Raw genomic sequence first — 15,054 nt, forward strand, 5'->3', positions numbered from 1 at the left:
CGGGTGGCCCGAGCCTCCCCGTGTCGGCCGGGTGGGCGCTGATGGGCAAGGAACCGGGCAGCAACAACGAGTACACGGTGCTGCGATCAGGTGGGGAGTTCTTCCCCCGGTCCGGCTTCGAGGAGATCCTCCGGCGGTTCACCCCGGGCACCCCACCGCCTCGTTCGATCGAGGAGCCGGTGCGCGATGCCCTGCCGTGGGTGACCGTGAGCTACGCGCCCCACAGTGCGGGACCGATGCTCGGGATCGCCGTACGCACCTGGTCCGGCCAGGTGGACGGTGCCCGGCGGCCGATCGCCGTCACCAGCTACCTGTGCCTGCCCTTCGCCGACCTGGCAACCGCTCCGGTTTCCTATGCCGCGCTGTACGCGGCCGTCCGCGAGGCCAAGGTTGCCGAGCGCTCTGACGGCGGCCCGCCCGCATCCATCACCCTCACCCGTTTTGATCCCGACGATGTCACAGCGTCCATCGGGCAGTTCGGCCTGAGGCTGGTCGCAACCACTGCCGCACTGCTGCTGTCGGGTCCGGTGGCCGTCATCGGTGCCCCGGCCGATACCCCCGGCGAACAGGCGGCGGAGCGGCTGCGGTTCCTCGATGCGGTGGCCGCGCTGCTCCCCTACGGTCAGCGGTCGAAGCTCGTGACCAGCACCTGGGCGGACGGCGGAAGCGCCCACAGGATCCGGCTGGCGTTCACCAACCGCCCCCGCCCGGGGCACAGCATCGTCCACTGGCAACGCCCGGACGACCTGCCTGCCCTCCACGGTGGAGGCGCCGACTACTTCCAACTGCTGATGGAGCTGGCCACCCGTGCCGGGAGCGTCCACGAGATCGTGGAACACCTTGCCGCCGCGGCGGTTCCGCACCGGGTGAACGATGCCGGCCATGCCGTCCGGTGCCTGGCCGGGTTGGATCCAATGCTCTACGCCGTCCAGGGCGTTCGGGACGGCACCGCGAGCATCGAGCAATATCGCTGGTTACTGGAGACCGATCGCATCGAGGAACTCGACCCGGACGACCAGTCAGACACCATGCTGGTTCTGCTCGCGGAAGCGGGACCGCAAGACCTGGGGCTTGTCACCCGGATGTGGCGGCGTCGGATCGCGGAGAACCGGGTGTCGGACGAGCAATGGCGGGGGCTGGTTCACGCCGTCGCCGCGACCGGCCAGGACCTGCTGTGGGTGCATCTGCCGGACCCGGCGGCGGTAGGGCGCCTCCTCGACCTCGCCGACGATCTCGGGTTCGCCGACCAGGTGCTACCGGCGCTGCTGGACGCCGACGAAGCCCAGCGGGAGGCCCCGCGTGGTGGGCATCCGGTCGATCCGCGGGCGTCCACGGACCAACGGTGCCGCGAGGCCGCGGCTCTCCTGCTGCGCCAACCGCAGCGAGGAAGGCTACTCGCCGGACGGTCGACCGCGATCACCGACCGGGAGACCCTGGCCGTGCTCACCTCACATGCACCCGTACGACTGGCCTACGAGATAATCCGGCAGGCCACCGAACCCTTCGCGAACGGTGCTAGCACGGCTCGGGACTGGTTGGAGTGGCTGGAAACCTCCCGCCCGTTACGGAACAGGTTACGTCCGTTCCGTAACGTGCTCAATGGCGAGCCGACCCGTGCGACCGTCACCACGGTCGGAAAGCTCGGGGAGCCGTACGTCCTCGCCCTGCTCCGGCTCGCCCGCCAGGCCGGTCCGAAACCCGCGGCAGCCCTGTTGCCGCCAGTCCTGGACTGGCTGCTCGACACGGCACCACAGATCATCCGAGGCCGCAGAACCACGGTGTGGATCGATGAACTGAGCAGCTCCGACCCGCAGCCCGACAAGGCCGCACGGCTACCGGTCGAGGCAGCCATCGATCTGCTGCTGCTGACGTTCGGCGCACAACCGCGGGCCCCGCTGGCCCATCGGGTGACCGGGACGTCCGGGAACGGCGACCGCTATGTCGAAATGTTCGACGCCCGGTTCAGGCAACTGTGCGCGAGCCCGCGGGCCGGCGGCCTGCCTGGCCTGGTCCTGACACAACTGGCGGCACATGTCGCCGCGCAGCCCTGGCCCACCGGGCCGACAGCCGCCGCCATGCTCCTGCGGCTTCTGTATGAAGCCGTCACTGTGCCTGAACTCACCGACGACAAGCCTGCCGAACAGGTCGCACGAACCGTTGCCGACTTCCTGACCAGCCGGCCGGACCTTGCCGACCTCACCGAAGCCACCGCCTGGCGAACCCGGATCGCCCGCAGGCACCCGCATCTGAACCAGCCGGACGATCCCGGGAAGAACGACCGTCGGTTCCCTCGCCTGGGCACGGTGACCGACCAGACGAGGTTCTTCGGCCGGCGCACCGGCCGAGAGTAGGCTGGATCAGCTATCGTTCCCGGGGAGATCGTTCCCGGGGAAACGGACGGACCGGCTTGCGCGCAGTGCATACTCACGTTCGGCCTGGGCTCTGCCCGCGGCCCGCATCACCGCGGCATGCGCGGGCGGCAACGCGCCGAGCCCACCGACGATGACCACATCGATACCGGCACCGCACACGTCCGGACCAGCACCACCGCTGCCACCACCACCGCTGCCACCACCGCTGCTGCTGCCGTCGAACAGGTCGGCACGGCGGGTCAACAGGCCCGTCACCGCCTCCTCGATCGTCGCCGCAACCGACTCGAAGCAGGCGGTCACCTCGGCAGTGCACCCTCGGCAGTGCACCCTCGGCGACGGAGATCCTGATGAAAACCGATCCGACGTCGAGGTCGGCATGTCCGAGCCCACGACTCACGTAATTTTCCAACCAGCAGCCGGGGAACAGTCTGCTCCGGCATCGCCCGTTCCAGCACGCTCCCGCTCGATAAATCGAAAGGCCGCGACAACTTCGGGACACCGCTCAGCACAGTGGTGGAGCAGGAAAGGAAGCCACTTGCGCTGATTGACCCGGTCCCGGACCTTGGCCACCTGCAGAAGCGCACGCCACGCATCCTCGCCATGACTGTCCAGACCGGAAAAAGTATCCATATTGGAATCACGGTCGTCGTGAACCGCGACGAACAGCTGGAGTTCACGCGGGATTTTACTTTCATGATTAAATCGATGCAGCCACATTCCCACCCGGTCGATCGCGCCGACCCGAGCCTCCTGCACCATCAGTTCGATCGCCGCAGCCGGCGACTCGCATATCGCCCGGTCAACAACCGGCCACGGGTTCTCCACGCGTAGCCTCCGCACCATTGCAACCGCTCCGGCTCGGATGCGGGCGTCCCGGTCAGAATTCTTCCTGGAACGCTCCAGCAGAGCGACAATAGTATTGTCGAGATAACCGAATTCCCATAGACGTTCGACATAGCTGGCAACCTGCTCAACGTGGCTCAGGTTTCCGTCCGCAAACAGGATCGAAAGCGCCGCGGCGTCATCGCCCACCTCACCCGAACGGCCGGCCGCGGCATCCGACATCCGCTCCACAGCCTTTCTCAGATCCTTGTTCGACTTATCCGATCCATTTCCCGACCGTTCCATGAACAACGCGATGATCGGGTTCACCCCGGTCATTATGGCGACCCGGTGGCCGGAAAAACCTAGATCCAGGTTGCTGCCGGATTCAGTTAACACATCCGCGTCAGCGAGTGAATCGACGATCGGGCGGGTGTTGGCAAATCTCCTGCGCAGGAGAAGAAGACGTTGATAATAGTCGAATGCATAACCGGACACGATTTCCGGAACAGCCGGAAAACGGTTCCAATGTACCAGGTGTCGGTCGCGCACGGACCCGCGCCCGCTAAAAGCAAGACGAAACCGATGGATATCTTTTTCCACCCAGGTACAGGCGGTAAAAGAGGTTCGGACTCCGGAGGGAAGAAGCGCGAGCACCGCATCCAGGAACGCCATTCGCAATGACCGTGGTGGTCGTTGGGCCCGGTGCCCGTCGATGACGATGGTCACCGGGCCGTCGATAAGCAGCGCCGCGGTCGCCGCGACCGCGCCGAATCCGAAAGCATCGATCGTCTCGGCGATGGCCACGTCGGGACCTGACACGGCGAGGCCCGGCGGCCTGCCGCCCTGGGACGGGCTTTCCTCTGTTTCCAGAGCCGCTCGGCAGAAGGCAGCCACACCGACGTCGACGCGGGCGGCAAAATCCTTATAGGCCGTGTGGCAGCAGACCGCACGTGAGCCTTGTCCATCCTGATGAGTAGTAGAACTCAATACCACCGCCACACGGCCGGCACCGTTCCCGAAAAAGGAGATCTCACCTTCCGAGGGACCACCGGCCCGCGCCATACCCGGGTCGTACCGGTGGGCCAGCCAGGCAATGCCGGCGTCCTCTCCGTGGTCGGCCGGATCCGCGAGCGTCCAACGCACCGGCAGTTCAACGGAGGTGCCGGCGCCGGCCGGCCCGACATCGATGTCCGCGGCAGCCGTGCTGGAGAGCCTCCGCACCACCGATCGCCTCGGTTTGAGCCCTGCTGGACGTTCACCCAGAAGTCTTTCCTGGCGACGGTCAAGGTCCAGGTTGTCCAGAAATGTAATCCACCCGTCCGCCCGGACCCTGTCAAACGGCGGGTCGGGGCTCCGCAGCCAGTTGCCAAGAACCGGAAGCATCTGGTCGAGCCGATGCAGATCGACAGCCCGTTCCACCAAGGTCTTCACGGCACGGTCGTCGGGTCCGGATAGACTGTTGATGTCTCTGACACCCACCAGGCCTTGGAAAACTTCCCGTTCCTCCACTATCCGGAAGGGATGTAGAACCGCTCTGGTAGCCGGATGGCTGGCTTCCACGAGCCAGTCCAGCAGACTTAACAAATCCTGCCGACGAAATTGACCGACGTCCCGATCTCGGTCGATCATTTTTTCGATCATGACAAGGGTGGCCTCGCGGTCGGCCGCCAGCAGGTTCCTTACCGGCACCCACCCGTCCGCGCGGGCCCAGTTCTCGAGTACGAGGTCGATTGCAAGATCATGTACATTCGGGGTGACTCTGCCGGCGCCCTCCCACGGAGTCAGAAAACCCGCAACAACGTCGGCGAAGAAACCGACGTTCCTCGCGACCCCGAGCAGACCGATGAGAAGCGGGTTGTTGACGTCCGCCTCGGCGAGCTGCCGGCACCGCTCGATGAGTGCCGGCAGCGCCGCCGGGACCCAGTGTTTCTCGATCAATCCGATATTGCCGAATGTAACATCGAGGAGAAAAACCGTAAGAAGATCTGCTGACAGATATTCGAACGGCCGCACCGTGCGCAGATGGTCGCCGATCTCATCGGCGCCGATACCGGAACGGGCACCACCGGCGACGCCGGGATCTTTTGGGTCTACGGCTCCCGAGTCCGCTGCCGGATCCCTCCTGTGGATGCGATCGAGCAACGCCTTTCGCTCCGCCCGGGCAAGGGACTCGACGATGTCGTCGGGTTGTTTGAAACTGTATGGATTGTGATCTACGGAAAGCCATTCCAGAATGGTCGGGGGTCCCCATGTGTCACACAGCCGGAACAGCAAGGTGGCGTACCGCGCCCCGGCACCGTCCGGGTCGACCGCGGTACCCGAGCCCGGCGGGTTGTCCGGGTCTAGCTCGCCGCCGTCACGCAGGTGCTGCGCGAACACAAGCCGGATCTGGTGGCTGGTCCGGTTGTCCGCCCATGTGCTTGCGGACAGCGTGGCACGGGTGCCCGCGGGGAGTAGCGCGGCCACCGCGTCAAGGAACGCGATCCGCTCCTCAAGCGGGTACCTCGGTGACAGATAGCGAGGAGTAAGTGCTATCGGCCCGTCCAGCAACGCCGCGGCAGCTGCCGCGGCGGCGAACAACCACTCCTCGGTCACGAGCCGTTCCCTCGCGGTCCGCGTGCCAGCGGCTCGTGGATGCACGGGAACGCGCAACAGCCCACCGTCCCGGTCGAGAACCTCCAGGTCCAGGCCCCGGACGGCCTCATACAGGGCCGAGTAGCTACCGAAATGCTCCTGGAAATCCTCCAGCGGCAGACAGAAGAAGCGCGTCGGGACGATCGGCCGACCGGTCGCGTCCACCGGGACCACCGGATCGCGCGGCCATTCCCGGATCGCGACCCCCACATAGCGTGTGTTGGAGGCCGCGGCAAAGGTGAAGGTGACCCATGGCAGCGCCTCCGGCCGGTCCCGGTTCTCCCCACCGGGTGAACCGGGCGAGAAATGGCTGACCATCCTGGCCAACGTCGCCGGACGGAGACGACCAGAGTTGCCCGACCGTAGCAGTCCGTACTCGTCCCGCTGCCCAGGAACCTTGCCGATCCACGCCCAGTCGAAATCAACTTCGCTCATACCAGCCTGCCCGTCCGGGCCTTGCGGATCTCGGCCGCCATCTTCACCAACGGTTCGAGGACGTTCATCGGCTGGAGTCGTGCCCGGATACGCAGCCGACCGCCCTCACTGATGACGTTGGCGTAGTCGGCGGGATCGAATCGGTCGTCCACCCCGAGATAGAAACCGATCGAGGAAGTCGCATAAAAGCGAACCCGGTCCGCCTGGAATGTCGACATGATGCCGTCCCGGACGTGCCGCGCGGTGCTGTCGGGCCGGTCATGGCAAAGCATGTTGAAGTACCGGAACGCGACATCCGAACTGATCTTCGGTTGGCCGGGCTTCGCTCCCAGCTTCTCAAGCTCATGGCGCTCCACTGCCCGTCCGAGCACCCGGGGGTCGTCGAACTTCGTGACGCAGACCGCGAGCTGGTGCGGTAACCGGTTTCCGATCAGCTTCCCCCTGTCGAATGCCCTGCTCACAACCTCATCAAGCATCCGGTTGAAATGACGGTAGGCGTCGCCCTCCGCCTCGTCCCGGATCGGATCGAACAGGTAGATGATCCCGTCGCAGGCGACCAGATGCTCGACAAGCTCCTCGGCGTGTACCACCCCACGGCTCGGCCCGGTGGACGGCCCGTCGAAATCGAGCTCGTCCTCCTCGTCATCGTCGTCGTAGCCCGCGAAGTTGTCGTCGAAGAGGCCACCGGGGACGTCAAGGAGGTCGAGTGCGACCTCGATCTGGTTTGTCCGGGCGGTCGTCCGGGATCCGCCACCTCCACGATCGCGGGTCGGCCACGACCCCACCCGCGGACTCTGCTCAAGCGGCTTCTCGCCAAGGAAGGACCAGCTCAACCGGGTATTGCCGAAGGTAGCCGGCGGGAACTCACGCTGGATGGCGAGCACGTTCGCGAGCTCGCCCAGCACCGACAGCGCGGCCGGGTCCTTGGCCACGACCTTCCATCGCCACTGACTCCGCGCCTGCTGGGCGGCAAATTTCAGTGCGCCCAGATACGTCGTCTTCCCGCTGCTCGCCGCCCCCCACAATCCGATCCGCACATCGTGGCGCGGCCGGTCCGGTACAGGCGCTCCGGGTGACATACTCATCACCCGGCACCACCGCAAGCTCCAGCGGTACCACGGCTGTCGGCGGACGGACCGGCAAGGGGCACCGGCAGCACCTGTTCGCCGTAACCGGCAGGCAGTCCGAGTGCCGAGGCGAGTTCGCGGGTGGACACGTCATCCATGGCGAACAGTGCATCCGCGCCGAGCTGACGCCATGCGGCATCCGCCCGCTGCGCCGCGGACCCGCGGGCCCGAGCCATCGCGATCGCAGGCGTCCCCCGGACGGCTACCCGCCGCACACCGACCTGCGCGATCAACTGATCCATCTCTGCCCTCCAGTCGCGACGCGCGGGGCACGGCGCCGTGAGGTCATCCCGCTGCCGCGGCGGATGCGGCGGTCGAGCACCGATCGTGACCAGGTAGTGGGTGGCACCGTCCCGCCACCACGACACCCCCGCCAGTTCGTTCAGGGCATGCAGGGCGTCCTCGACGGGAGCAGCGTAGTCATGACGCGGAGTACTCGGACGCCAACCGCGAAGCACCACTGCCGCATCCGCCATCGCCGCCGCAGGCGCCGTCCGCAGGACCGGAAGCTGCGACCTCCGCCAGTCGAGCAGGTCGTGGTCGTCGTAGCCGACCAGACCGACCCGGACGGCCGCGGGCTCCGGATGCTCGGCCTCGACCAGATCGAGCAGGTCCATGACCAGCCTGAGCCGGGCCGTGACCGCGTCGTCCGCACCGCTGAGCTCCAGGACGAAGACCACGTCCGCATGATCCGCACCGAACTCGTCGGGGACCCTGTCCACTACTCTCGGCCAGCTGAGCCCGCCGATCCGCAGATCCTGCGGGTCCAGGAACCGCACCCGTCCGGGTCCGTCGAGCGCGACCCGGACGTGAACGGCGGATCCGGGCGGTGTTGTGCACCGCGCGAGCGCCACCGGACGCCACTGCCGCGGGTCATCCTCCACCGGCGCGACGACCGCAAGCGTCAGATCGTCCGAACGGGTCGGCGGTGCCGTGACCGTCACCTCGGCCGCCCGTGCCGTCCCGGGGCCGGGCGGGACCATGGTGTCGGCACCGAACAGCGGATGCGTCACCAGACGCACCCGCCGGGTGACACGGTCGACCTCAGCGAGGGCAAGGCCGTAACCGTGCCGCAGCGGCGCCAGCCGCAGCAGCTCGTCCAGGGTGTCGGTCACGGCGGTAACAGCCTCATGATCCGCCGCTCCACCGGGCCGGACGAGGTGACCGGTCAGCGCACGGACACCGTCGTCCACCATCGGCCAGCCGGCCACCTGCCGCACCAGCACCACCGCACAGGACGCGTCAATCATCGAAAGCGCGTCCCGTACCGGTCTCAGGGCTGCCGACCAACCGTCCTGTCCCACCGTTATGACCTGCTTCACCCGGCCACCGCCATGGACCCCGATCCCGCCGGCCAACCGCAACCACTGGCTGTCCTGATCAGACGGCAGGACCGGGAGCAGGTCCGACCAGTTCCATGTACGCGGCGGACCCAGCCTGTAGGGAACGCCCAGCTCGTCGGTACCAACCCCGGTGACCGCGACGGCGTCCGACGTCAGCTCGATCACGGCGGCCCGCTCCACCTCACCGGCGACCATGCGGGTCAGCAACAGACCGACGACCGCGGAAACCGGCGCCATGGACAGTCCGGAATCCACCGGGCCAGAACCTGGCGGACCCGCCAGCACCTCGGCTCGGGCCATGTCGAACTCGCCGGGAGCGGGAGCGCCCCCGCGGACCAGACCCACCAACCGGTCGGCCACGCCAGGGTCACCACTACCCACCGCTTCGACGACCCGAACGACAGCCCGCAGGTCGAACCGACGACGCGCCGTCGCCAGCCGTTCACGAAATGCCCGCTCCAGCTCGGCGGTGATCTCACCGAGGACGTAACCGCCACGCAACCACCACCCGCAGCCGGCACAAACCCGCGCATCCTCGAACGGCAATATGCAGACCGGGCACGATCCCGCCGCTGTGGGTCCTTCACGGGTCTCCATCGGCCTCGCCACGAAGTCAGCCGCGCGGTCAGCCGCGCGGTCAGCCGCGCGGTCAGCCGCGCGGTCAGCCACCGGGCACATCCGCGGGCAGGAAGGTTGTCAACTCACCGCGGTCGGCCCCGCACGGCACGAACACCGCATCACCGCCGGGACGCACCGCGGCGGACAGCCCTTCGACCGTTCCCGTAGCGGATGCGGAAGGCGTGGAAAGCCTGCCCGACCTGTCCGGTCGGGCAGGCGAGCGTGGACGGTCCGCTGACACCGCGGCTCTACCAGGCCCCGCGGGTGTCCACGCCCGCCGGACGCACCCGGTCGGCCTCCGAGCCGACCCGGGGCGCCGCCTGGCGGATCACCTCGAATCTCCTGCGTCCGGGGAGTCCGTCGCCCGCCCGCTCGCACGGCCGACGCCTGATGCCGGGCCGAAGCCGCCGCCCTTGCGGGGGACCCAGGTCGGCTCGTCCCCGTCAGGGTCCAGAGGCACATTTGCGTCCTGCCGGTCCTGCCGGTCCTGGTCGGCCGACCAGCGCCCCGGCCGCCCGGCCGCCGGTGTCGTAGGCGCCTCAGCCTGTTCTGTGGTGAGCTCCGTGGTCACCCGTGGCCGAGTGGGCTGCGACCAGGGGTCCTGCTCCCACTCACCGGACCGAAGAACGGGCGTCGGCTCATCCTCCAGACCAAAATCGCCGAAATCGAGGTCCTCGATGCCGCGATTTTCGGAGTCATGGTCGCTGGGAAGCAGATCCTCCGAATGCAGCGGCCGAGTGTCCGCCCATGGGTGCCGCGGCGGTTCACCGGCCGGCGGCGGCTGCATGGCGGTCACCAGCTCCTGATCAGGTACGGGTACAGGCGGAACATGTCGATCGGGGAAAGGCCGGGTGGGGAAGTCGTTGCGGTTCGGGAACGGCGGCGCGACACCCCCGAAACCATTACCGGGTCGGATATCCGGAGACGGTTGCGGGCCGGCCACGAGATAGCTGTTGAGATCCGACTGGACTCGCCGCAGCTCACGTTCCCGCCATGCGGCTAGCACCGCCTCGGCAACCTCGGTCTGGGTCTGGACAGTCGCTCGGGTCAACCGTTCGATCGCCGCGTCCTTGGCCTCGCGCCCGACCTGGGCCTCCAGATAGGCATCCTCCGCGTCCAACAGCTCCGTGGCCCGGCGCCGCCGGCTCAGCTCCTCCTCGGCGAGCAGCCGGTTCCGCTCGTCGATCTCGACAGCCCGTTCGTAGAGCGTCGGCGGCCCCAGCGACATCAGAAACTTGACGAGGATCGGGAGACACTCGATGGATGTGATGAAAAGCAGCAGGAGTAGATGAGCGGTGGCGAGAGTAGGACGCTTGGCTGTCAGCCGGTCAAGCGCCTCGATGCGGATGAGCATGCCGGTGTTGTCGGTGTTCTCGGCGTTGAACGCGGCAATGTCCGCGGCACGAGATTTCTCAAGATTGTCAAGCTGGGCGGTGACCGCTCCAAGATCCTGCTGGGCATTCGCCAGGGTGGACGCACGGGAAGCGCTCTGGTTCGCGCTCGCCGTCCTGACGGCATCGTCCAGCTGCCGCTGAAGATTGTCGAGATCGGCCTTGGCGTTGTCCCGGATCGCGACCTTCTCGTTGAACGCGATGCCGGCGCCGGCCTTACCGCTGCCGCACCCGGGCCGGCCTTCCTTCTCACAGACCACAGCCTGCTCCGCATCGTTGTACTTGCTTCTTGCGGCATCGACCTGTGGCTGTAGACGGGCCACCTCGGGATCCTTGCTCACGTCCAGAGCCGTGCCACCGGACTCGACTGTCGCCTTCAGCCTGGTCTGCTGGGCACTGAGATCGTTTATCTGCCTGGCGCGCTCGTCGTTCTGCATGGCACGGTCGAACTGGTCTGCGCTCTCCCGGTGAATGTCGACGAGCTCGGCCTGTATCTCCGGCTCGAAGATGCGCAGCACCAGCGGCGTCGAGATGACCAGGCCGATGAGCACGGCCAGTGCCAGCCGCGGAAACGCGATCAACAGGTTCTGGTACCAACGGTCCCGGCGTTGAACGGAGGACACCAGCCACCGGTCAAGACCCATGATCGCGAATCCCCAGGCTGTCCCGATCAGAAGGCAACCGGCAACCGGTATATGCAGCCCCATGTGCAGGGCGAACGCGCAGGACGCCGCGGCCATGGCCGACGTGGTCAGCACCGCGCTGCCGACACCGACGTACTTCGCCTGGTCGGTGGGGCATCGGGCCAGGATCTCGGGATTCGCCCCGGACAGCCAGATGAGGACTCGTCTCACGACCGGCGCTCCCGCCGACGAAGCCAGGCGGTCGCCCGTCCCCACGTTTCTTCCCGACCCCGGGCGGGATCCCGCCCGCCTCGCGGCATCCCCGGCCCCGCCATGCGCGACCCGATAATGTCCGACGCGGCCAGCGGAAACCGTGGATGCCCGACCCCTGCCAGCAGGGGGCTGATCTTTCCCCAACCCGTTATCGTCGCCGATCCCGCCGAGAAATCACCAGTCCGGGTAAAACCCAACCACCTTCGGTCACCGGCAACCCGACTACCAGGTGACGGCATACCAGGTGACGGAGGCAGCCCGCGTGGGGCGCGGGCCAGGGTCTCGGCCAGCTCATCCCGAACGCCGGGCTGGGCGGACGGCGACAAAACGCTGAGGCCCCCCGGCGGGGGCGGAATCCGCAGAAAACCGATGACCGGTGGGTTGAACACACGCATCACCCGTGTCTGCGCCTCGGCCGGGGGGCCGATCGGCCCGCGGGCCATCAGACGGAGGGATCGAGTGACCTCGAGCGCCACCGGGACCGACCCTGATGGCGGGAAGGTGCCGTAGTCCTCAACCATCACCTCGTCGGCGTGGAGTGCCGACCACCTCACGACGACTTCCTCGCCGACAACACCAGCGGATGGTTCCACGTCGACGAACTCGAACCAGGGCGCATGCGGAGCAGAGAACATGTTGCCTCCGGTCATACCTGCACGGTTCCTCAGGAGCCTCCGACGGATGACACCGGAGGGAGACCGGAATACCTCTGCAATGCCGAGACACCGCCAGGCCAGCGTTCCCCCCGAAGCGCTAGTACCGGGTCAGGTGACATCCGCCATAACATCGCGTAACCGAACAACGGCACGCAACCGAACAGCGGCAACCTGATCCAACACTTTGTTCAGCGTACCCCGCCCCCGCCTCACGGCTACCGATACCCGGCCACTTGTCCGGTTATCATGATTCCGGTGGGAACTGGTCGTCCGGGATGGTGCGAACGGTGGATCTGCGGGTTTCGGTTCAGTGGATGCGGGGGTCGGTCGGGCAGTCCAGGGCGCTGGCCCTGGTCAGCCCGCTGACCGACAGCCGGGCGGACAGGCGCACCTGCCCCGCCGAGTCGGTGAGGATGCCGGTCCAGCCGTCCGCCGCCTCGAACACGCACGCCTCATGGCCGTCGTCGAGCTGCCAGTACGGCGTGAAGTGCACGAGAACGGTCGCGACCCCCGGCCCGGCGAAGTCGACCGCGAGTGAGCTGACCCCGAGCTCGGTCAGTGTCGCGGGCCCCCGCACAAGACCCGGCGAGTCGGTGACCAGCCACACCTTCCAGTGGGCGTCCCGCCAGGCAAGTTCGAGGTAGGGCTGCCCGGCATCGAGGAGCTTCGCCTCCACGACCGCGGAGGAGTCCAGGTCCACATCCGGCACGGCCACATACCGGACGCCGCGCTCAAGCAGCCACTTGTGGTAAGTCTCGGCGGCAAGCGTGTCGTCGTAGAACAGCGAGTTGTACTTCATGTCCAGCTGCCGTTCCCAACCGCGGGCCAGTGGGACGTGCGGGGCGACGAACAACGCCTCCCAGTGCGCCCGGGTGAACGGGATCTCCACCCGACCCGCGGCCACCGGACCATGGTCAAGATAGTTGAGCAGGCCACTGTAGTAACCAGCCTGGCTGGAGGCGTCCCCGTAGGTGGCAAGCGCGCCGTGCACCGGCCCGATCTGCCAGCCGACCAGCGGTATCGCCACGACCAACAGCACCCGGGGACGCCTGGCCAGCAACATCGCCGCGACCGGACCCGCGAGCAGGGTCGCGGGTCGGGCGATGTTCCCGCCGATCTGCGTCGGCACGAAGAAGAAGACGGCAGCGGACGCGGCCCACAGCTTCAGACCTCGGCGGATCGCCACCTCCCGCCTCGGGACGACCACCAGCCCGGCGGTGATGAGCGCGAGCAGGGACAGGAACGTCATCGCGGGGAACGGCTGCACACCATGCTCGGGGAACGCCACTGCGACGGCGATGCCGCTCGCCGCCCCGACCAGCGGCAGCACACGGCGCCGGTCGAGCGTCCCGAGCAGGGCCATTCCGACCAGCAGCACGAATCCGCCGGCAAGTGGCGAGGCCAGCGACGACCCGATCGCGCCCACCCACGCCGCCTTCGTCCGCCGCTCCCGGACACCGAGCAGCGCAAACGCCCCGAAGGCCATCCCGAGGGCGAAGGGCATCCGCCCGACGACGAGGTTCGCCACCGTCGCTACGGCGAACCAGACCAGCGCCAGGTCGTGGCCGGCCGTGGTGGCCCGTCCGCGCAGCAACCGCGTCACGATCATCGTGGACGCGACGCATGCGAGGCAGCCGAGAACCTGGACCCCGAACAGCGCCCCGAGCGGCGGGAAGAGCACGCTGTAACCGGGTACGGTGTGCCCGCCGTACCACTGGTCGTCCCACAGCACGGCTCCACCGTGCTTGAACAACCACACGCGATATTCCTGCGCGGGGGTGTCCGGGCCGGTGAGCCCGAGCGCCACCGACAGCCCGCACAACACGGCAGTGATCAACCATGGGCGGCGGCGGACCACGGCGACGCCCACGACAACGGCCCGAACCGCCGGGTTCCGGTGCCCTGGACAGACTGTTGGAAGGGAGCTCACCGCCGGTGGCCCGGGTGCACCCAGCACGGTTTCGTGCAGCCCGGTTTCGTGCAGCCCGGTTTCGTGCAGCCCGGTTTCGTGCAGCCCGGTTTCGTGCAGCCCGGTGCCGAGCAGACCCACCCGACACCTCCCTGTGCCCGACATCCGCGAACCCGCTGACCGGAAATACCCGGTCAGCGCCGGTCCGGACCCCCGGCGACGGCTTCGGCGGGCGAAAACAAGGACTCCGCCCGCGGTTCTTCCCATGGTTGTGCCCGGTTCACGCCCACACGATGTGGCCGACGTTGGTAGGTACCCTTGCGTCGGTCACCGCCGTCCTCGCCGAAGCCCGACTTGGACCACGTAACCCGGACACGCTGAATCCCTCATCCTGGTGGGGGATTCTCCCATCCGACGTACCACCTGACGCTACCCGGGGCCGGCTGGCGGCGATCGCCGCTCTCGCCGTCATCACGCTGTGTCTATGCTGGTGCGCGCTCATCCGTACGGTCGTCCGCGCGGCATCGACACCGGCGGCCGAAGCCGGCCTCACCCCCCGACCGACACCTGTAACCGTCCGCCGGCTGGCCGCCACCTCACTCGCGTGGAGCCTGCCGTTCGCGCTCGGCCCGCCGCTGTTCAGCCGGGACGTCTACGCCTACGCCGGCCAGGGCGAACTCGCCCGCCACGGGCTCGACCCGGCAACCCACGGCATATCGGCGCTGCGAACGTTCGGCTCCCGGATGGACGGGTTCGTGCTCGCTGTCGACCCACGATGGCGCGACACCCACGCCCCCTACGGGGGTACGGCCGTGTTCGTCGAGAAAACCGCCGCGACGATCGGCGAC

General features: G+C 67.5%; 9 protein-coding genes. 2 read left to right on the top strand and 7 right to left on the bottom strand.

The window, feature by feature from the left end; genetic code table 11:
- Nucleotides 1-41 precede the first annotated feature (41 nt).
- On the top strand, nt 42-2,351 hold the full coding sequence (locus NBW77_RS14445; RefSeq protein ID WP_250279877.1) for a hypothetical protein: 2,310 nt from the start codon (nt 42-44) through the stop codon (nt 2,349-2,351).
- 6 nt (nt 2,352-2,357) lie between these two features.
- Here the strand turns inward: NBW77_RS14445 and NBW77_RS14450 are convergent, their stop codons facing one another.
- From NBW77_RS14450 to NBW77_RS14480, 7 genes are all read right to left on the bottom strand, one after another.
- Entirely contained in the window at nt 2,358-2,672 is a 315-nt protein-coding gene (locus tag NBW77_RS14450; protein ID WP_131749308.1) for a hypothetical protein, read from the bottom strand.
- A gap of 93 nt (nt 2,673-2,765) precedes the next feature.
- Complete coding sequence (locus tag NBW77_RS14455) at nt 2,766-5,471, bottom strand: hypothetical protein (protein ID WP_131749310.1); 2,706 nt, start codon at nt 5,469-5,471, stop codon at nt 2,766-2,768.
- Between the two features lie 791 nt (nt 5,472-6,262).
- The gene (locus NBW77_RS14460; RefSeq protein WP_131749312.1) at nt 6,263-7,351 is read right to left on the bottom strand and encodes a hypothetical protein; all 1,089 of its coding nucleotides are present in this window, start codon (nt 7,349-7,351) and stop codon (nt 6,263-6,265) included.
- Nucleotides 7,351-9,405, bottom strand: a complete 2,055-nt coding sequence (locus tag NBW77_RS14465; RefSeq protein WP_131749314.1) for a hypothetical protein — start codon at nt 9,403-9,405, stop codon at nt 7,351-7,353. Before NBW77_RS14465 ends, NBW77_RS14460 begins: the two co-directional genes overlap by 1 nt.
- Nucleotides 9,406-9,682: 277 nt before the next feature.
- On the bottom strand, nt 9,683-11,599 hold the full coding sequence (locus NBW77_RS14470; RefSeq protein WP_165486348.1) for a DUF4407 domain-containing protein: 1,917 nt from the start codon (nt 11,597-11,599) through the stop codon (nt 9,683-9,685).
- Nucleotides 11,596-12,291: a hypothetical protein gene (locus NBW77_RS14475; protein WP_165486349.1), complete on the bottom strand. Its 696-nt coding sequence runs from the start codon at nt 12,289-12,291 to the stop codon at nt 11,596-11,598. The genes NBW77_RS14470 and NBW77_RS14475 overlap by 4 nt, the downstream gene beginning before the upstream one ends.
- Before the next feature lie 313 nt (nt 12,292-12,604).
- Complete coding sequence (locus tag NBW77_RS14480; protein ID WP_502799486.1) at nt 12,605-14,347, bottom strand: hypothetical protein; 1,743 nt, start codon at nt 14,345-14,347, stop codon at nt 12,605-12,607.
- Nucleotides 14,348-14,499: 152 nt separating this feature from the next.
- On the opposite strand from NBW77_RS14480, the gene mptB reads away from it, so the two are divergent.
- Nucleotides 14,500-15,054: polyprenol phosphomannose-dependent alpha 1,6 mannosyltransferase MptB (mptB, locus tag NBW77_RS14485; protein ID WP_250279878.1), on the top strand; the 555-nt coding region annotated here is incomplete at its 3' end.

Origin of the sequence: Frankia sp. Cppng1_Ct_nod (genome assembly GCF_920656135.1) — a bacterium.
GTDB classification, from domain to species: Bacteria; Actinomycetota; Actinomycetes; order Frankiales; family Frankiaceae; genus Protofrankia; species Protofrankia meridionalis.

What these genes read in the sequence shown, in the direction of transcription:
- NBW77_RS14445 (WP_250279877.1), top strand. Translation starts at nt 42, where the DNA reads ATGGGCAAGGAACCGGGCAGCAACAACGAGTACACGGTGCTGCGATCA.
- NBW77_RS14460 (WP_131749312.1), bottom strand. Translation starts at nt 7,351, where the DNA reads ATGAGTATGTCACCCGGAGCGCCTGTACCGGACCGGCCGCGCCACGAT.
- NBW77_RS14475 (WP_165486349.1), bottom strand. Translation starts at nt 12,291, where the DNA reads ATGACCGGAGGCAACATGTTCTCTGCTCCGCATGCGCCCTGGTTCGAG.